This window comes from Roseibium sp. RKSG952 (genome assembly GCF_009711355.1).
In genome coordinates, this window is the sequence record NZ_SMMF01000922.1 from 26,497 (window position 1) to 42,974 (window position 16,478).

A 16,478-nucleotide genomic window follows, 5' to 3' on the forward strand; every position below is an offset into this window, starting at 1 on the left:
GTTCAGCGCTTCCTATTGAACCATACGCGCAATTAGCCTGCACCGCTGCACACTGGTGGTTGGGATTTCTGTGCAACAGTCGGCGATCGGGCAAAACTAAGTGTCGCGGTTCACTGGATTTTTACATATCTGCCCCCACAATAAAGAGTGTTAAGGGGGGAATAGATTTATGAGTACCTATGTTTCTAAGGAAATGCGTGCCGAATTGGATGCGGCACGAATCGCTACCCTGAAGAAAGCCAGTCGCTTGCGGGTGGAAATGGGCGACAATTACTTCAAAATCCTCAAATTGTGGAATGATGGATTTTCCGTTGAGGCGGAGACTACGCCGCAATTGCGCGGCCTTGTCGACATATACGATGGTGCAAAGCACCTGTATCAATGTCTGATCATTGCTGATGAAGAAGAGGGCGGCGAGATGCGTTATGAGTTCAAACGCAATACCGCCGCAGCTGATAAGGCCCCGTTGGATTTTTATCGCGCTCCGGATGCGCCAATCGCGTTGCTTGGTGTGGAAGACTGACCGCTAGGGTCGGATTTCAACCGTTGTCCCAGTTGGTGCAAGGCTCCAGAGCCGTGCCATTTCAGCATTCGATAGTGCGATGCAGCCGGCAGTCCAGTCGCCCGGAAGTGTGATGCCAACGACGCCGTTTGGCTGACCGTGGATGAAGATGTCTCCACCGGGGTCGACGCCCTCAAGACTGGCGCGATCAATATCTTCGGTCTTTGGATAGTCGATACCCAACGACAGGTGATAAGCGCTTTGGGGGTTACGCCGGTCGATTTTGAACATCCCAAGCGGTGTCTTGCCATCGCCTTCCTGCTGCTTGTCGCCCTCAGGCTCAAAACCAAGTGCGATGTCGGCCTGCATCACGATCGCCCCATCCAGCGTGGCCGTCAGCCTGCGGGCAGATTTCTCGATAAGGATATGGTCAATCTGCGAGGCCTCAGGTGCCATTGGCGGGGCAACAGGTCTTGGGCCAAAGCGGTGCCAGCCAAACCAGCCAGCACCAGCCACAAGAACAATCAGTGTTATCAGAATAAACCGGCGCACGTTTTACTGCAGATCGGAAAATGCGTCTTTCAAGCGGTCACAGGCTTCTTCGATCCGGGCGCGCTGAGTTCCGAGGTTGAACCGCAGGAACTGTTCACCGCCTGAACCGAATGTTGTGCCGTGATTGACCGCGATCTTGGCTGTTTGCTCGACACGGTTGGTGAACTCAGCGCGATCCATACCTGTGCCCGAGAAATCGACCCAGGCCAGATAAGTGGCTTCCAATGGCATCGAACGCAGCCCGGGAATGCCGGCAATTGCGGCATCAAAGACTTTTCGGTTTTCGTCGATATAGGAGATCTGGTCGTCCACCCATGCCGCCCCTTCAGCAGAATAGGCGGCTGCGGTCGCAAACTGCCCGACTGAGTTCGGCGCAAGCGACAGGGCGAGCATCCGTTTTGCAAACTGTCCCCGCAATTCAGGATCTGGAATAATCACCTGACCTGTATGCAAACCGGCGATGTTGAAGGTTTTGGATGGCGCGGTCAGCATTAACAGCCGGTCAGTGATTTCCGGTGCAGCATTCTGCATCGGGATGTGAGTGTGTCCCGGATAAACCAGATCGTGGTGAATTTCATCAGACAACAGCAACAGGTCGTGGCGTTTGGCGAAATCCGCTACTGCCTGCAACTCGGCTTGGGTCCAGACCCGACCACCGGGATTGTGCGGTGAGCAGAGGATGACCATCTTTTCCTTGCCTGTCATCTGCTCATCATAGGCTTCGAAATCCATTTCGTAGCGGCCATCATTGTTGACCATCTGGCATTCCACGACCTCGCGGCCTGCATTGCGGATCACCTTGGCAAAGGCATGATAGACCGGTGTGAAAAGGACGATCCCATCGCCGGGTTGTGTGAATGTATCCAGACACATACCAACTCCGTTCACCAAGCCCGTGGTGGTAAAGATCGCATCCGCATCCACGACCCAATCATGGCGGGTGCGCATCCACCACCGGATTGCGTCTTTATAAGGCTGGTCGAGATTGACGTAGCCGAACACGCCATGATCAACCATTTCGCGCATCTTGTTCAGCACGGGTGCGGGCGCCCGGTAGTCCGTGTCCGCGACCCACATGGCGATCCCGTCATTGGTCGGTACGCCATAGACCTGCTCCATCATGTCCCATTTGGCACAGTGGGTGCCGTGGCGGTTGATGAGATCGTCAAAACTCATGGGTGTTCTCCTGTCTGATCGCAGGGCAAGCTATCCTGAATCGCGCTGCGTGCAAGGGGGGCGTTGCGGCGACGCACGCGATGGCCTAAATCAGCCTCATGAAACGCAATATCCTGATCCATCCCGATCCCCGCCTGAAAACGGTCTGCACGCCGGTCGCTGACATCACCGACGAACTGCGTAAGCTGGCCGATGACATGCTGGAGACAATGTATGACGCGCCCGGCATTGGCTTGGCTGCGCCCCAGATCGGGATACTCGATCGGTTGATTGTAATTGATTGCGTCAAGGAAGAGGGCGAGGCGCCCCGTCCGTTGGCTATGTTCAACCCCGAGATTGTTTCGGCATCGGACGAAACCAGCGTCTACGAAGAGGGTTGCCTGTCCATCCCGGACCAGTATGCCGAGGTCACCCGTCCCAAGGTTGTTGATGTCACCTGGTTGGACCGGGACGGGAACCTGCAGCAAGAGACGTTTGATGGGCTTTGGGCCACCTGCGTCCAGCACGAGATCGATCACCTGAATGGCAAGTTGTTCATCGACTACCTCAAGCCGCTCAAACGGCAGATGATCACCCGCAAAATGCAAAAGTTAAAGCGCGAGCGCGCCCGCGCATAAGCGTGGCATCGGAGAACAGCATATGACCGTACGCTCCTGCCTGCCCTGGCCAGACAAACGCCTGCGCAGCAAGGCCGATGAAGTGACCGAGATTACGGACGAGATCCGCGCCATTTGGGACGACATGATTGACACGATGGAGGCGATGCCGGGCGTTGGTTTGGCTGCTCCTCAGATCGGTGTGATGATGCAGCTTGCCGTTGTTGACGGTTCGACCGAACGTGGGCGTGCGGTGAAACTTGCAAATCCGGAAATTCTACACAGCTCAGTCGAACTGCGCGAACATGAAGAGGCAAGCCCAAACCTGCCAGGCGTTTCCGCCAAGGTAAAACGCCCTCGGGCAGTAACGGTCAAATTTCTGAATGAGCACGGTATGATCGATCGCCGGGATTTTGTCGGTATCGAGGCGACAAGCGTGCAGCATCAGATCGACCATCTTAATGGCAAGATGTACTTTGACCGTCTCAGCAAGGTCAAAAGGGACATGCTGTTGCGCAAAGCCAAAAAGGCAGGGTGAGACTGGTTATGCGTATCGTATTCATGGGAACCCCCGATTTCTCGGTGCCGGTGCTGGATGCGCTGGTGAAGGCCGGCCATGAGATCGCTGCCGTGTACTGCCAGCCACCACGCCCGGCGGGCCGAGGGAAGAAGGACAGACTTACGCCTGTTCACGCGCGCGCTGACACTCTGGGCCTGACAGTTCGACATCCAGTGTCACTGAAATCACCTGAGGCGCAAGCCGAGTTTGCAGCGCTTGACGCTGATGTTGCGGTGGTTGTGGCTTATGGGTTGATCCTGCCGCTGGCTATTCTGGATGCACCTCGCCACGGTTGCCTTAATATTCATGCAAGCCTTTTGCCGCGTTGGCGTGGGGCAGCACCGATCCATCGGGCGATTATGTCCGGCGATACCGAAACGGGTATCTGCATCATGCAGATGGAGGCAGGGCTGGATACCGGTCCGGTATTGCTGCGCGAAGCTACTGATATCGGGATCGAGGAAACCACGGCGCAATTGCACGACCGCCTTTCCGTCATGGGCGCGCATCTGATAGTCGATGCTCTCAACCGTTTGCCGGATCTCGCGCCAGAACCGCAACCTGAGATTGGCGTGACCTATGCTGCCAAGATCGATAAGGCAGAAGCGCGTGTTGACTGGTCATCCCCTGCCATAGAGGTTGATCGACAAATCCGGGGGTTATCTCCGTTCCCCGGCGCCTGGACTGAAATTGAGGGTGAGCGCGTCAAACTGCTGGCTTCGCGGATGGCGCAGGGTCAAGGTGTGCCGGGCGAGGTGCTGGATGATGCGCTGACCGTCGCCTGCGGCGAGGGTGCTGTCGAGCTTCTGCGTCTGCAACGGGCAGGCAAGGGAGCGCAAGACAGGGACGAGTTTCTGCGCGGTTGGAGCATTAATGCCGGAACCCGGATTTAGAAAAGGACAACTGACTTGTATTTGACATTGATGGGGACGGTGCTGATTGCGGCAATCGTTGGTGCACTGTCCGAAAAATCAGGCTTTACCCACAACGGGTATTTGCAATCCATCATCATTTGTATCGGCGGTGCCTTTCTGTTTTTCTTTACCCAGATGATGTTCGGCAGGATGTTTGGTTTCGGACTTGGTCTGGGTTCCCCGGGGCTGAACGCAATCGTGTCATCTGTTGGTGCGCTCATCATTGTGCCGACTCACTGGAGAAAATGAGATGCCCATTGTCGCACTGATCATCATTGGAGCAGCCGCCGGATTTCTGGCGACGAGGTTGATGAAGATCGAGGCCGACATTCCGACCACCATGCTGATTGGCATAGTTGGGGCACTGGTGGGTGGGTTTCTTTTGCGGACGCTCATCACGGTCATGGGCTGGCTGTCCGGTTTCATCGGGGCGGTACTTGGGGCGCTGCTGGTGATCTGGATCTGGCAGACCTATTTTCGCCGCTGAACACTTGACCCTCAACAAAAGTGCAGGCCAGATCGCGCGGAAATGATATCGGAGACCGCCGCATGCCGCATGATCTGAAATCGGGTGATGTTGCCCTGATGGGCATTCCACTGGATCTGCACTCATCTTTTCTACAGGGGCCAGCCTTTGCCCCCGGGCGAATTCGCGAAGCACTGCACTCCGGGGCTGCGAACCTGACTGCTGAAGATGGTACTGATCTCGGTGCGACGGACCGTTTCAAGGATACCGGGGATCTTGATGTTTTTGAGATGCGCGGTCAGGAACCCATTGATCGGATTGAGGCAGGCGCTGCCGAACGTGTGGAAACTGGCGCGCGGCTGCTGTCGTTGGGTGGTGATCATTCGGTCGCCTACCCACTGATCAAAGCCCATGCCGAGCGTTATGAAGGTTTGAACATCCTGCATATCGACTCGCACCCTGATCTTTATGACCAGCAGGATATCGGTCCCCTTGGTCACGGCTGCCCTTTTGCGCGGGTGATGGAGACTTGCCCAGTCAAACGTCTGGTGCAGGTGGGTATTCGCACCATGAACGCGCATCAGCGCGCGCAGGCAGACAAGTTCGGCGTCGAAGTGATCGACATGCGTAACTGGCGAACGGACCTTCAACTTTCTTTCGATGGTCCGGTGTATCTGTCGCTGGATCTGGACGCTTTGGACCCGGCCTTTGCTCCCGGTGTATCACATCACGAACCTGGTGGCCTGAGTACGCGCGAGGTGATCGACTTGATCCACCAGTTCGAAGGGCAATTGGTTGGCGCTGATATTGTCGAGCTTAACCCCCATCGTGATCCATATGGGATGACCGCGATGGTTGCAGCGAAGTTTGTCAAAGAAATCGGCGCGCGTTTGCTGATGGGTTAGGGCCTATTGTCTGGGTGGACGACCTTTATAGACCGGAAGTTGCCAGCCAAATATCAAAGAGCCAGCCCGTAACGCCCAGCACACCAACGCGCAGAGCCCAAGTGACAACAGGGGCTCCATCCCAAGCTTTGTTGCAAAGACTGCAGTAATCGCACCTGCAAAAGCGCAGGAGACGTAGAGTTCACCCTGCTTCAACACCAGCGGCACTTCGTTGCACACGACATCGCGCATCAATCCACCCAGACACCCGGTGCTGATACCCATAAGAACGACGATTACCCCGGACTGCCCCAGTGACAAAGCCGCGCCAGTTCCTGCCGCGACAGCAATCGAAAGTGCGAAACTGTCCAGCCAGACCAGCCAATTGTATCGGCTTTCGACGAGATGCGCCGTAAAGAACACCAAAACCGCAGCCGCCGTTGCAATCAGGATGTAATCGGGTTGCCCAACCCAGAAAATGGGATGCCGGTCCAGCAGCAGATCCCGGACCGTGCCTCCACCAACCGCCGTCAGGCAAGCCATGAACGCAAACCCAACCAGATCAAGCTGCGCACGGCTGGCCACCAATGCGCCTGTCAGCGCAAAGACCAGAACCGAGGCATAATCCAGCAGGGCAAGCCCGTTCACGCCTTGGCCTTTTTCGGCTTGAATGGCTCCATACCGCCGCGGGCAAGCTCGTCAGCACGTTCATTCTCGGGATGCCCAGCGTGCCCCTTTACCCATTCCCATGTGACGTCATGACGGGCCTGAGCCTCATCCAAACGCTGCCACAGATCGACGTTTTTGACCGGTTTCTTGTTGGAAGTTTTCCAGCCATTGCGCTTCCATCCGAATATCCAGCCGGTCACGCCGTTTTTTACATACGCACTGTCAGTCACAATCGTGATTTTTGATGGTCGCTCCAGCGCCTCAAGCGCGACGATCGCGGCTAGCAATTCCATGCGATTGTTGGTAGTTTCCGCTTCGCCACCATTCAGTTCGCGTTCTTTGAGGACGTTGTCCCCATCCATCGCACGTAACAATACCCCCCAACCGCCGGGGCCGGGATTGCCGGAGCAGGCACCATCCGTATAAGCAAACAGATCAGGCATGTGCGGCCAACCTGATCCAGTCCGATACCGATCCATCAAGCCCGGTGCCGCTACCATGCCATTGGCCCGTAACGGTGAATCCTGCCTCCTGCAGATAAGTCTTCAATTCATCCTCACTGTAGTAACTATAGTACCGACCCAACCTGTCCGGTCCTTCGCCCTTTCCCAGTTTCATGGCGATGAACAGAACGCCACGCGGCTTCAGAGCTTTGTGGACTGCCGCCAGATGGTTCGGGAAGGCTGCGCGGGTGGCGTGAAGCAGGCTGAAATTAGCCCATACGCCATCATAGGCTTCCACTTCGTTCAGGTCCGTGAACTCTGCTTTCCGAGCGGTAACTCCATGATTGGCGGAGGCCAGCTTTACCATTTCGGCCGAGGCGTCCGTAGCCTCAACCTTCAGCCCCGCCTGCGCCATGACCAGCGCGGATGCGCCCGGTCCGCAGCCCAGATCAAGGACCATACCTCCCTCGGGAACCGCTGCGATGAAATCGGTCATACCCCGATCCGCCTTGTTGGAATCATCGGTTAGTTCGGCATATTGCTGTGCCTGTTCGTCATAAACAGAGATGGTATCAGGATCGCTCACAGGTAAACTCCTACAGCAAGACATAAAACGACGATTGCGGTCAGAAGGATGCGCAGTTTCATCCACCAGCGAGGCGCAAGGCCCCAGTGCCAGAATGCGGCATCCAGAAACAATAAGCCTATGAAGCCAATGATCAGGTTTATCCCGGCAGTTTCCGGTCCACCGCCTGTGGTAAAGAACGCCCAGAGAGCCGGCAGGACTGACAGCGCGTAGCACGTCGCGGCCTTGCTTCTTGAGGTCTTGGTCGCGAACCCCCACAAGATCCCGGACATGAAGCTGAGAATGACGGCTCCATAAAAAAGTTGCACGTATGGCCCCACAAAGCGTGGCCCCAGCATTTGGGTGCCCCAGGCCTGCAAGTCTGAATTTACGTATGTTACTGCGCCCCAAACAAACGGGATTAATCCGGCCAGGCCAAGAAACAAGGGTGCCTTGGGCACCCCGCTCATGCGGGCTGCCTCAGAACGCGCGGGACCTTGAATTCAACATTTTCTACAGCGGTTTCCACAAGCTCGACAGTCACATCGTAGCGTTCTTTGAAGGCGTCGATAACTTCGTTGACGAGTACCTCCGGAGCTGAAGCGCCGGCTGTGATGGCAATGCTCGAAATGCCATCGAGGGCTCGCCAGTCGATTTCTGTCGCGCGCTGTACCAACTGCGCATAGGCGCACCCGGCTTTTGAGGCGACCTCGACCAGTCGTCGGGAGTTGGACGAGTTTGGCGCGCCCACGACAAGCAGTGCATCGGATTTTGGGGCTACCGATTTGACTGCTTCCTGCCGGTTTGTCGTAGCGTAGCAGATGTCTTCCTTATGCGGCCCCACGATTGCCGGGAACCGAGCCTGCAAGGATGCTACAATATCTTTGGTATCGTCGACGGAAAGGGTGGTTTGCGTGACAAAGGCCAGCTTATCCGGGTTCCGGACGTCAACATTTGCGACGTCGTCAACGGTTTCAACCAACAAAACCTCGCCATCCGGCAACTGCCCCATAGTGCCGATGGTTTCAGGATGACCTTTATGGCCAATCATGATCATCTGCAGCCCGGCCTCGGCATGGCGCTGCGCCTCGATATGCACTTTGGACACAAGCGGGCAGGTGGCGTCCACGAACACCATTTCGCGTTGGGATGCTGCAGCCGGGACAGATTTCGGAACGCCATGGGCTGAAAAGATCACCGGGCGGTCATCTGGGCACTCATCCAACTCTTCGACAAAAACAGCGCCTTTTTCGCGCAGGCCATCGACCACGAATTTGTTGTGAACGATTTCGTGGCGCACATAGACAGGCGCTCCCCATTTCTCGAGAGCCATTTCCACGATTTTGATTGCACGATCCACGCCCGCGCAAAACCCGCGCGGTGCGGCAAGATAAAGTGTCAGTGGCTGCTGGGTCATGGCGCTGTCTCCTTGAATGGGACAGGTAAGGCTTTTCATACCGTTGGTCCAGTCAGGACCGGTCTGTCATTCATATGACATGAATCAGTGCTAGCAAAACGATGTTTCAGCACTGGTCCTTGGTTAAAGAAGCGCGGCCAGGACAATAGATCCTGACCGCGCAAATTATTCCGCTTGGTGAGTGGCGGATTGTATCAGGTGCCCGAGGCGACCGCCACGCTACGTGGCTCGTTAGGGATGTCACGCGGAGGCCGGCCGATCACGTCGCGCAGGTCCTCAAGCTCGATGAAGTTGTCGGCCTGACGGCGCAACTCGTCCGAGATCATTGGCGGTTGGCTGCGGATGGTAGAGACGACTGAAACACGCACGCCCTGACGCTGCAGGCTGGCAATCAGCGGGCGGAAATCCCCATCGCCCGAGAACAGCACAATATGGTCAACGCGTGGTGCAAGCTCCATGGCATCGACGGTGAGCTCGATATCCATGTTTCCTTTGACCTTCCGACGCCCCATGCTGTCGGTGTATTCTTTCGCCGGTTTAGTGACCATGGTGAAGCCATTGTAATGCAGCCAGTCAACCAGTGGGCGGATCGGTGAGTATTCGTCGTTTTCGAGCAGCGCTGTGTAATAAAAGGCTCTCAGCAGCTTCCCCCTGCGCATGAACTCTTGCCGCAGAAGCTTGTAGTCGATGTCAAAACCGAGAGCTTTTGCCGCAGCATAAAGATTCGAGCCGTCGATGAACAGCGCTAGCCGTTCGTCCTTATAAAACATAAACAGTCCCTTTCGGTATAACCCAGAGCGCCGCGTGTTACGTGAGTGAGTGAATGAAAAATGATCGACGCGCTGGTGTCCCTATAATTAGGGCTTTTGGGCTGTATCGCAAGTATGCGTCATCAGGAATATGGGGTCAGAAGTGAACAAAACTTGCTCAAACGCAGTGTTAGCGCTAGGCGCAAATCTCAATCTGAGAGATAATGAGCCCAGTGTGACACTTCGCCAAGCGATTGATGCGTTGAAGCGTCAGGGTGTGGTGATTCGCCGGGTGAGCCGTTTCTTTGAAACTCCGTGCTTTCCGGCGGGTGCGGGGCCTGATTACGTGAATGCTGCGGCGCTAATCGAAACCGATCTGGATCCGAACGGCCTGTTGGAATTGCTGCATCGGGTTGAACACGAATTTGGCCGCGCACGCGAACAGCGTTGGGGTATGCGCACTCTGGACCTTGATCTGGTGTGTTGGGAGGATCTCGTGCTACCGGATCAGGTCGAATACAAACGCTGGCTCAACTTGGCTGCAGATCAACAGTCTCAGGTTGCGCCAGATCAGTTGATCGTTCCGCATCCCCGGTTGCAGGACCGGGCCTTTGTGCTTGTTCCGATGGCTGACATTGCACCTGATTGGCGTCATCCCGTTCTCGACCTGACCGTGACCGAAATGATTGCGAGGTTGCCAGCCGAGGATGTATCTGCGGTCACACCGATGTGAAGCATTGGAAAAAGCCATTTCCCGCTTGTCAATGCGGGGAATCACGCTTAGATAAACCCCTTCCTGACACAGATTCATTTGTGGAGAGCGCCCTATGGCCCGCGTGACGGTCGAAGACTGCGTAGACAAGGTTCCGAACCGGTTCGAACTGGTGATGCTTGCCGCCCATCGTGCGCGCGAGATTTCTGCCGGTGCCGCGATCACCGTAGATCGTGACAACGACAAGAACCCTGTCGTTTCGCTGCGTGAAATCGCGGATGAGACTCAGAGCGCGGATGAACTGCGTGAGCGTCTGATCGAAGCGAACCAGACTCAGATCGAAGTTGACGAGCCTGAAGAAGATCAGATGGCGCTGCTGATGGGTGCTGAATCGGACAAGCCTGCCGACGACGACATGTCCGAAGAAAAGCTCCTGCGCGCTCTGATGGAGGCTCAAGGCCAGGGGTAACCCAAGCTACACAAGGTGCGGACCAGATGATTTCTGCTGACGACTTGATTGCGCTGGTCCGCAACTACAACCCAAAGACAAATGCAGATCGCATCGCCCGGGCTTACGAGTTCGGGCAGCAAATGCATGAAGGGCAGTTTCGCCATTCCGGAGAGCCCTACTTTAGCCATCCCGTTGCCGTTGCCGCGATCCTGACCGAACAGCGTCTGGATGATGCGACCATCATCACGGCTCTCCTGCACGATACAATCGAAGACACCAAAGCCAGCTACGGCAAGATTTCCGAGCTGTTTGGAGAGGAAGTCGCCAAGCTGGTTGATGGTGTGACCAAGCTGACCAATCTGCAGTTATCCAGCCGCGAAACCAAGCAGGCGGAAAACTTTCGCAAGCTTTTTATGGCGATGTCCAAAGACCTGCGGGTTATCTTGGTCAAGCTTGCTGACCGCCTGCACAACATGCGCACTATCAAGGCGATGCGGCCGGAAAAGCAGGTCATCAAAGCACGTGAGACAATGGATATCTACGCGCCACTGGCTGGCCGCATGGGTATGCAGTGGATGCGCGAGGAGTTGGAAGATCTTGCCTTCCGCGTTCTAAATCCAGAGGGCCGCCAGTCGATCATTCGTCGGTTCATTACGCTTCAGCGAGAAACCGGAGACGTAATCCACCGGATCACCGGAGATATGCGCCACGAGTTGGATAAGGCGGGGATTGAGGCCGAGGTCTTTGGTCGCGCCAAGAAACCTTATTCGATCTGGCGCAAGATGCAGGAGAAGGATCAGGGCTTCTCGCGCCTGTCCGACATCTACGGCTTTCGCATCATCACGCAGTCTGAGGAGGATTGCTATCGCACGCTTGGAGCGATCCACCAGCGTTGGCGCGCGGTGCCGGGGCGGTTCAAGGACTATATCAGTCAGCCCAAATCGAACGGTTATCGATCGATCCACACTACGGTTTCGGGGCGTGACGGCAAACGGGTTGAAGTACAAATTCGCACCCGCCAGATGCACGACGTTGCCGAAACAGGTGTGGCCGCACACTGGTCCTATCGCGATGGGGTTCGATCCGAAAACCCGTTTGCAGTAGACCCTGCCAAGTGGATCGCAAACCTGACCGAGCAATTCGACAACGAGGATGATCACGAAGACTTCCTCGAGGCCGTTAAGCTCGAGATGTACTCGGACCAGGTGTTCTGCTTCACGCCGAAAGGGGATGTCGTAAAGCTGCCCCGCGGCGCGACACCGATCGATTTTGCCTATGCGATCCACACGCGTATCGGTCACGCTTGTGTGGGTGCCAAAGTGGACGGCATCCGGGTTCCGCTCTGGACACGCCTCAAGAATGGACAATCTGTCGATATCATCACTGCTGACGGCCAGACGCCGCAGGTCACGTGGCTGGAAATCGCAGTGACTGGAAAAGCCCGCACAGCCATTCGTCGCGCATTGCGTGAGGTGGACCGCGAGCGCTTCATCAAGCTGGGCAAGGAACTGGCGCGGGCCGGTTTCGAACATGTCGGCCGTAAGGCGACTGACAAGGCGCTGGATACCGCAGCCAAACATCTGCGGCTGAAAGACCGCCACGAACTGTTAGCGCGCCTCGGAAGTGCTGAACTGACAGCTCATGAAGTGGTTGAGGCCGTTTATCCTGAGCTTACGAAAGATGAAGGTGACGCCATTCCGCTGCGTCGGGCAGTGATAGGTCTGGAACCGGGGCAGAAATTTGATCGCGCGCCTTGCTGCCAACCACTGCCGGGTGAGCGCATCGTCGGCATCACCTATCGCGGCAAGGGTGTGGTTGTGCACGCCATCGACTGTGACCGCCTGTCCGAGTTTGAAAACGAACCCGAACGCTGGGTTGACCTGCATTGGCATTCGGGAACCCACCCGGCGGTCTATGGTGCGACGCTGGATCTGACCATTGGAAACGATGCGGGTGTATTGGGTCGCATTTGCACATTGATCGGAGAGAAAAAGGCCAATATCTCCAATCTGGAATTTGTTGACCGCAAACCGGATTTTTACCGCCTGCTGATCAATGTCGAACTGCGCGATCTGGAACAGTTGCATTCGCTGATGTTGATGCTTGAGGCAGAAAGTGATGTTGCGGCGGTCGAACGTCATCGGGACAAGGCGGATGCCGCTGTTGCGGCTGGTTGAGAAGGGGTGATCAGGAGTGGTTTTCAAGCGCCGAGACCGACGCTCGCCTGTCCAGATCGCATCGGAATTTGTCTATCCGCGCGGTGGATGGACCCGCGCCTTTCACTATGTCAAACATCGTGTCCGTCGCCTGCCGGATTCACCTGAGCGGATCGCGCGAGGAATCGGGGCAGGGGTATTTACCGCATTCACTCCGTTTTATGGATTGCACTTTGTTGTTGCGGCCGTTCTGGCGCGATTGATCAACGGTAATATTCTGGCCGCGCTTAGCGGCACTTTTTTTGGTAATCCACTGACCTATGTGCCTATCGGAGTGGTCTGTCTTCAGACCGGCCATTTCCTGTTGGGGACCCAATTCGAGAAGGGTGATACCAAGGGTCTGATGGGCAAGTTTGCCGGGGCAATCGGTGATCTGAAAAACAACCTTTTCGCCATGTTTACTGACCGCGTGGCAGACTGGCACGGGCTTGCGCAATTCTATCATGAGGTTTTTTACCCTTACCTCATCGGTGGCATTGTTCCGGGTCTGATTGCTGGGGTGGTCTGCTATTTCCTGAGCTTACCGTTGATCCGTACCTATCAACAGCGCCGGCGGGACAGGATCAAGGCGAAATTCGAAGAAATCAAACAGTTGGCTGAATCCAAGGCTGACGCTTCGATCACAAATCCACTAGGGTCAGCCGCAGGGCTGAATAAGGATTCGAGCGATGTCTGAGAACCATCTGCGGTTGGGCGTTAACATTGACCACGTGGCCACGGTGCGAAACGCCCGGGGTGGCGCGTACCCTGATCCTTTGCGTGCTGCCAAGCTGGCTGAAGAGGCTGGCGCTGATGGTATCACCGCCCATCTGCGCGAAGACCGGCGCCATATCTCGGACGCGGATATCGACGGCTTGATGGAAGTGCTGTCAGTACCGTTGAATTTTGAGATGGCCGCCACGCCAGAAATGCAGCAGATCGCTCTGCGCCATAAGCCGCACGCGGTTTGTATCGTTCCCGAAAAGCGCGAGGAACGCACCACCGAAGGCGGGCTTGAGGTCGCACGAGAAGAAAACAAGCTGGCTCATTTCATTGCACCCCTGCGTGAAGTGGGATGTCGTGTATCGATCTTCATCGCTGCTGATCAGCGCCAGATCGAGGCTGCGCACCGCATTGGTGCCGAGGTGATCGAGTTGCACACCGGTGCCTATTGCGATGCGCATGCAGAAGGTCACATAGAAGTGGCTGCACGGGAACTGGAGGCTCTGCGAGAAATGTCGAGCTTTGCGCATTCGCTGGGCCTTGAGGTTCACGCTGGCCATGGTCTGACCTATGACACGGTGAAACCCGTTGCGGAGTTTCCCGAAGTGCGCGAACTCAACATTGGCCACTTTCTGATCGGCGAGTCGATCTTCCGTGGCCTTACTCCAGCAATCCAAGAAATGCGCCGCCTGATGGACGAGGCGCGAGCATGAAACGCTTTATAGGTTGTTAGAGAAAGAGAAATTCATAATGAAAACGAACATTGTACGCTTTTCATTGGTTTACGTTGGAACCTGTATCGCGATGCCGTTTATGGATTTGGCAGCCCAGAAACTATTGGGGGCGGAACTACCAGGTGCCGCGGCGGGAATGATCCCGTTCATGACGGCTGCGATGATCGAAGGACAGCGCTATGTGAAAGATCATGGCGAAAAACCAACTACGTCGGGGATGTGGGCAGCATCGCGCCTAATGGCTTTGGTTGGTCTAGTGTGGTCATTACTTCTGGCCGTGGTTTTTGTTATGGTCTTTCCAGAAGTATTGGCACCACTATCAAGCCTTCCCATCATTTGGATGTTAGTGATTCTTGGCATTTCGTTCGTACTTTCCATTTTGCTTTGTCGTTTGTTCATTGGTTTGGGTGCAAAGAACCAGTTGAAGCAGATGGCGCGTCAACACACTCGCTCCTCATGATCGTCATCGGCTACGTCTTCCTGCTCACAGTCGCCGTTCTCGGTATTGTTCGATTGACCCTTGCGTGATGATCACCTCGGGATTCATAGCAATCTGGATCGCGTGGCTGCTTGCGGGCGGCTCACCCGGACCGGCGACGATGGGCATTGCCGGAACCGCCATGAATGAGGGTCGTCAGGCCGGTTTGGTTTTTGCTCTGGGCATTTGCGCGGGCTCTGCTGCTTGGGGCATCGCGGCCGCGCTGGGGCTGTCGGCCATCATGCTGGCCAATGTCTGGGTGTTTGAAGTTATTCGCTATATCGGCGTGACTTATCTGGGTTGGCTTGCACTGAAAGCCTTGCGTCGCGCTATGACGTCGGACGAAGTGGCTTTGGGTAAGCCGGTGACAGGATCTCTGCGTACCATCTTTGCCAAAGGTGCCGCCATTCACCTGACCAATCCAAAAGCAATCCTTAGCTGGGGCTCGATCTATGCCATCGTTGCGCCAAACGACGCGAGTCTTTCGATGCTGCTTGGCTATTTTGCGTTGCTCTATGCGGGCTCTCTGCTGATCTTCATCGGCTATGCGTTCCTGTTCTCGTCCGAGCGCATGGTCCGCGCCTACCGCCGCGCCCGCCGCTGGTTCGATTTTGCGTTTGCGGGGTTCTTCGGGGTAGCGAGCTACAAGATTTTGACTGTGCGGCTGGGGTGAAGGAAACAGCCTCGTGAACTTTCACCTACTTAGATTTATGGGGATATTTGCGGCAGCGATTGTCGGCGTCCTGGTTCTTATCATCATCGAAGGCTTTGTTTCTATTCTAATAGCAGATCTAGGGCCGGTTGGTATCTTTCCAAGCGGATACAAATATCTGTATTTAGTAGCGATTTTAACCGAGCCAATTTGGATCAACTTCCCACCTTTTTTGTTGCTTTCCGAACTCGCTGCATTTGCGTTGGCCGCATATATGGAAGGTTTCTACTATGGAAAGAAACAATCAGTGCGGCCCAGAAGCATTCATCTTTTGACCGCGAGCACTGCGATGGCGGTTGTTGGTTTGATGATCGTTCTTGCCTTCTTATTGCTCTTTAACGTGACCATTGGTGAAGGGATCTCTTTTGGCCCATTACAACTAGATCCGACTGATGTGTACTACTTGGCAGTCACGATTGTTACCTGTACCGTTATCTGTCGTGTATTCTTAGGCTGGGGTTTACGGGAAATGCGCAGTTCCGAACTCAAACTGTCAAGTGAGAATCCATGATCCTCGGCATCGGCACAGACCTCGCAAACATTGACCGCATCCAGGGCACGCTCGACCGGTTTGGCGATCGATTTCGCAATCGTGTCTTTACCGAAACCGAACAGCGAAAGGCCGAGCGCCGCGCCGATACTGCTGGCACCTATGCCAAGCGCTGGGCCGCGAAAGAGGCGTGTTCCAAGGCGCTGGGTACCGGGTTGCGCATGGGCATTGCTTGGAAGGATATGGCCGTTACCAACCTTCGAACCGGTCAACCGGTGATGCATGTTACCGGCTGGGCAGCTGAGCGCCTGAATGAGATGACACCCGAGGGGCACGAGGCCATCATTCATGTTACCCTGACGGATGATCACCCCTGGGCGCAGGCCTTTGTGGTGATCGAAGCGCGGCCGCTGCACGAACGGGCCGCGCGGCCTTGACTTGCCCCTGGCAGAGCCGCATGTAGCAGCGGACCCAAGAAACAATCGGAGAGC

The 16,478-nt window shown here is 55.7% G+C and carries 24 protein-coding genes; 16 read left to right on the plus strand and 8 right to left on the minus strand.

Annotated elements, in window-relative coordinates; genetic code table 11:
* Nucleotides 1-169 precede the first annotated feature (169 nt).
* Nucleotides 170-523 carry a hypothetical protein gene (locus E1297_RS21895; protein ID WP_155142239.1) on the plus strand — a complete coding sequence of 118 codons (354 nt, stop codon included), beginning with the start codon at nt 170-172 and terminating at the stop codon, nt 521-523.
* Between the two features lie 3 nt (nt 524-526).
* On the opposite strand, the gene E1297_RS21900 is transcribed toward E1297_RS21895, so the two are convergent.
* Both E1297_RS21900 and E1297_RS21905 read right to left on the minus strand, forming a co-directional pair.
* Nucleotides 527-1,054: a L,D-transpeptidase gene (locus E1297_RS21900; protein ID WP_209015922.1), complete on the minus strand. Its 528-nt coding sequence runs from the start codon at nt 1,052-1,054 to the stop codon at nt 527-529.
* Between the two features lie 3 nt (nt 1,055-1,057).
* Nucleotides 1,058-2,230, minus strand: a complete 1,173-nt coding sequence (locus tag E1297_RS21905; protein WP_155142241.1) for a MalY/PatB family protein — start codon at nt 2,228-2,230, stop codon at nt 1,058-1,060.
* 98 nt (nt 2,231-2,328) lie between these two features.
* Here E1297_RS21905 and def (E1297_RS21910) point away from each other — a divergent pair, with 98 nt between their 5' ends.
* The 6 genes from def (E1297_RS21910) to speB all read left to right on the plus strand — a co-directional run bounded on the left by def (E1297_RS21910) (nt 2,329) and on the right by speB (nt 5,670).
* Entirely contained in the window at nt 2,329-2,847 is a 519-nt protein-coding gene (gene def / locus E1297_RS21910) for a peptide deformylase (RefSeq protein WP_155142250.1), read from the plus strand.
* A gap of 22 nt (nt 2,848-2,869) precedes the next feature.
* A complete protein-coding gene (gene def, locus E1297_RS21915) occupies nt 2,870-3,364 on the plus strand; it encodes a peptide deformylase (protein WP_155142254.1) in 495 nt (164 codons plus the stop codon).
* Between the two features lie 8 nt (nt 3,365-3,372).
* On the plus strand, nt 3,373-4,278 hold the full coding sequence (fmt, locus tag E1297_RS21920; protein ID WP_155142256.1) for a methionyl-tRNA formyltransferase: 906 nt from the start codon (nt 3,373-3,375) through the stop codon (nt 4,276-4,278).
* Nucleotides 4,279-4,293: 15 nt separating this feature from the next.
* A complete protein-coding gene (locus E1297_RS21925; protein WP_155142258.1) occupies nt 4,294-4,548 on the plus strand; it encodes a hypothetical protein in 255 nt (84 codons plus the stop codon).
* A gap of 1 nt (nt 4,549) precedes the next feature.
* A complete protein-coding gene (locus E1297_RS21930) occupies nt 4,550-4,786 on the plus strand; it encodes a GlsB/YeaQ/YmgE family stress response membrane protein (protein WP_155142259.1) in 237 nt (78 codons plus the stop codon).
* 62 nt (nt 4,787-4,848) lie between these two features.
* On the plus strand, nt 4,849-5,670 hold the full coding sequence (speB, locus tag E1297_RS21935; protein WP_155142261.1) for an agmatinase: 822 nt from the start codon (nt 4,849-4,851) through the stop codon (nt 5,668-5,670).
* A 3-nt stretch (nt 5,671-5,673) separates the two neighbouring features.
* On the opposite strand, the gene E1297_RS21940 is transcribed toward speB, so the two are convergent.
* From E1297_RS21940 to E1297_RS21965, 6 genes are all read right to left on the minus strand, one after another.
* The gene (locus E1297_RS21940) at nt 5,674-6,297 is read right to left on the minus strand and encodes a trimeric intracellular cation channel family protein (RefSeq protein WP_209015923.1); all 624 of its coding nucleotides are present in this window, start codon (nt 6,295-6,297) and stop codon (nt 5,674-5,676) included.
* Nucleotides 6,294-6,761: a ribonuclease HI gene (gene rnhA, locus E1297_RS21945; RefSeq protein WP_155142263.1), complete on the minus strand. Its 468-nt coding sequence runs from the start codon at nt 6,759-6,761 to the stop codon at nt 6,294-6,296. The genes E1297_RS21940 and rnhA overlap by 4 nt, the downstream gene beginning before the upstream one ends.
* Entirely contained in the window at nt 6,754-7,347 is a 594-nt protein-coding gene (locus E1297_RS21950) for a class I SAM-dependent methyltransferase (protein WP_209015924.1), read from the minus strand. The genes rnhA and E1297_RS21950 overlap by 8 nt, the downstream gene beginning before the upstream one ends.
* Nucleotides 7,344-7,796, minus strand: a complete 453-nt coding sequence (locus E1297_RS21955) for a DUF3429 domain-containing protein (protein WP_155142269.1) — start codon at nt 7,794-7,796, stop codon at nt 7,344-7,346. The genes E1297_RS21950 and E1297_RS21955 overlap by 4 nt, the downstream gene beginning before the upstream one ends.
* The gene (gene ispH, locus E1297_RS21960) at nt 7,793-8,743 is read right to left on the minus strand and encodes a 4-hydroxy-3-methylbut-2-enyl diphosphate reductase (protein ID WP_155142271.1); all 951 of its coding nucleotides are present in this window, start codon (nt 8,741-8,743) and stop codon (nt 7,793-7,795) included. The genes E1297_RS21955 and ispH overlap by 4 nt, the downstream gene beginning before the upstream one ends.
* A gap of 194 nt (nt 8,744-8,937) precedes the next feature.
* On the minus strand, nt 8,938-9,513 hold the full coding sequence (locus E1297_RS21965) for an NYN domain-containing protein (RefSeq protein WP_155142273.1): 576 nt from the start codon (nt 9,511-9,513) through the stop codon (nt 8,938-8,940).
* Nucleotides 9,514-9,643: 130 nt separating this feature from the next.
* On the opposite strand from E1297_RS21965, the gene folK reads away from it, so the two are divergent.
* The 9 genes from folK (at nt 9,644) to acpS (ending at nt 16,424) form a co-directional block, all read left to right on the plus strand.
* Complete coding sequence (gene folK / locus E1297_RS21970; RefSeq protein ID WP_155142275.1) at nt 9,644-10,225, plus strand: 2-amino-4-hydroxy-6-hydroxymethyldihydropteridine diphosphokinase; 582 nt, start codon at nt 9,644-9,646, stop codon at nt 10,223-10,225.
* Nucleotides 10,226-10,319: 94 nt separating this feature from the next.
* Nucleotides 10,320-10,673 carry a DNA-directed RNA polymerase subunit omega gene (gene rpoZ, locus E1297_RS21975; RefSeq protein ID WP_155142277.1) on the plus strand — a complete coding sequence of 118 codons (354 nt, stop codon included), beginning with the start codon at nt 10,320-10,322 and terminating at the stop codon, nt 10,671-10,673.
* Nucleotides 10,674-10,699: 26 nt separating this feature from the next.
* Complete coding sequence (locus E1297_RS21980) at nt 10,700-12,832, plus strand: bifunctional (p)ppGpp synthetase/guanosine-3',5'-bis(diphosphate) 3'-pyrophosphohydrolase (protein WP_155142280.1); 2,133 nt, start codon at nt 10,700-10,702, stop codon at nt 12,830-12,832.
* A 16-nt stretch (nt 12,833-12,848) separates the two neighbouring features.
* A complete protein-coding gene (locus tag E1297_RS21985; RefSeq protein ID WP_209015925.1) occupies nt 12,849-13,547 on the plus strand; it encodes a DUF2062 domain-containing protein in 699 nt (232 codons plus the stop codon).
* Complete coding sequence (locus E1297_RS21990) at nt 13,540-14,286, plus strand: pyridoxine 5'-phosphate synthase (RefSeq protein ID WP_155142282.1); 747 nt, start codon at nt 13,540-13,542, stop codon at nt 14,284-14,286. Before E1297_RS21985 ends, E1297_RS21990 begins: the two co-directional genes overlap by 8 nt.
* Before the next feature lie 37 nt (nt 14,287-14,323).
* Nucleotides 14,324-14,767, plus strand: coding sequence for an ABZJ_00895 family protein (locus E1297_RS21995; RefSeq protein ID WP_155142284.1), 444 nt, complete (start codon nt 14,324-14,326; stop codon nt 14,765-14,767).
* 67 nt (nt 14,768-14,834) lie between these two features.
* A complete protein-coding gene (locus E1297_RS22000) occupies nt 14,835-15,458 on the plus strand; it encodes a LysE family translocator (RefSeq protein WP_155142286.1) in 624 nt (207 codons plus the stop codon).
* Between the two features lie 13 nt (nt 15,459-15,471).
* Entirely contained in the window at nt 15,472-16,008 is a 537-nt protein-coding gene (locus E1297_RS22005) for a hypothetical protein (RefSeq protein ID WP_155142287.1), read from the plus strand.
* The gene (gene acpS / locus E1297_RS22010) at nt 16,005-16,424 is read left to right on the plus strand and encodes a holo-ACP synthase (protein WP_155142289.1); all 420 of its coding nucleotides are present in this window, start codon (nt 16,005-16,007) and stop codon (nt 16,422-16,424) included. The genes E1297_RS22005 and acpS overlap by 4 nt, the downstream gene beginning before the upstream one ends.
* The last annotated feature ends 54 nt before the right edge of the window (nt 16,425-16,478 follow it).

Coding starts and splice junctions, on each gene's coding strand:
- E1297_RS21980 (WP_155142280.1), top strand. CDS start 10,700: ATGATTTCTGCTGACGACTTGATTGCGCTGGTCCGCAACTACAACCCA.
- E1297_RS21965 (WP_155142273.1), bottom strand. CDS start 9,513: ATGTTTTATAAGGACGAACGGCTAGCGCTGTTCATCGACGGCTCGAAT.
- E1297_RS21955 (WP_155142269.1), bottom strand. CDS start 7,796: ATGAGCGGGGTGCCCAAGGCACCCTTGTTTCTTGGCCTGGCCGGATTA.
- E1297_RS21930 (WP_155142259.1), top strand. CDS start 4,550: ATGCCCATTGTCGCACTGATCATCATTGGAGCAGCCGCCGGATTTCTG.
- E1297_RS22000 (WP_155142286.1), top strand. CDS start 14,835: ATGATCACCTCGGGATTCATAGCAATCTGGATCGCGTGGCTGCTTGCG.
- fmt (WP_155142256.1), top strand. CDS start 3,373: ATGCGTATCGTATTCATGGGAACCCCCGATTTCTCGGTGCCGGTGCTG.
- E1297_RS21905 (WP_155142241.1), bottom strand. CDS start 2,230: ATGAGTTTTGACGATCTCATCAACCGCCACGGCACCCACTGTGCCAAA.
- rpoZ (WP_155142277.1), top strand. CDS start 10,320: ATGGCCCGCGTGACGGTCGAAGACTGCGTAGACAAGGTTCCGAACCGG.
- def (WP_155142254.1), top strand. CDS start 2,870: ATGACCGTACGCTCCTGCCTGCCCTGGCCAGACAAACGCCTGCGCAGC.
- rnhA (WP_155142263.1), bottom strand. CDS start 6,761: ATGCCTGATCTGTTTGCTTATACGGATGGTGCCTGCTCCGGCAATCCC.
- E1297_RS21995 (WP_155142284.1), top strand. CDS start 14,324: ATGAAAACGAACATTGTACGCTTTTCATTGGTTTACGTTGGAACCTGT.
- folK (WP_155142275.1), top strand. CDS start 9,644: ATGGGGTCAGAAGTGAACAAAACTTGCTCAAACGCAGTGTTAGCGCTA.
- ispH (WP_155142271.1), bottom strand. CDS start 8,743: ATGACCCAGCAGCCACTGACACTTTATCTTGCCGCACCGCGCGGGTTT.
- E1297_RS21895 (WP_155142239.1), top strand. CDS start 170: ATGAGTACCTATGTTTCTAAGGAAATGCGTGCCGAATTGGATGCGGCA.
- E1297_RS21990 (WP_155142282.1), top strand. CDS start 13,540: ATGTCTGAGAACCATCTGCGGTTGGGCGTTAACATTGACCACGTGGCC.
- def (WP_155142250.1), top strand. CDS start 2,329: ATGAAACGCAATATCCTGATCCATCCCGATCCCCGCCTGAAAACGGTC.
- acpS (WP_155142289.1), top strand. CDS start 16,005: ATGATCCTCGGCATCGGCACAGACCTCGCAAACATTGACCGCATCCAG.
- speB (WP_155142261.1), top strand. CDS start 4,849: ATGCCGCATGATCTGAAATCGGGTGATGTTGCCCTGATGGGCATTCCA.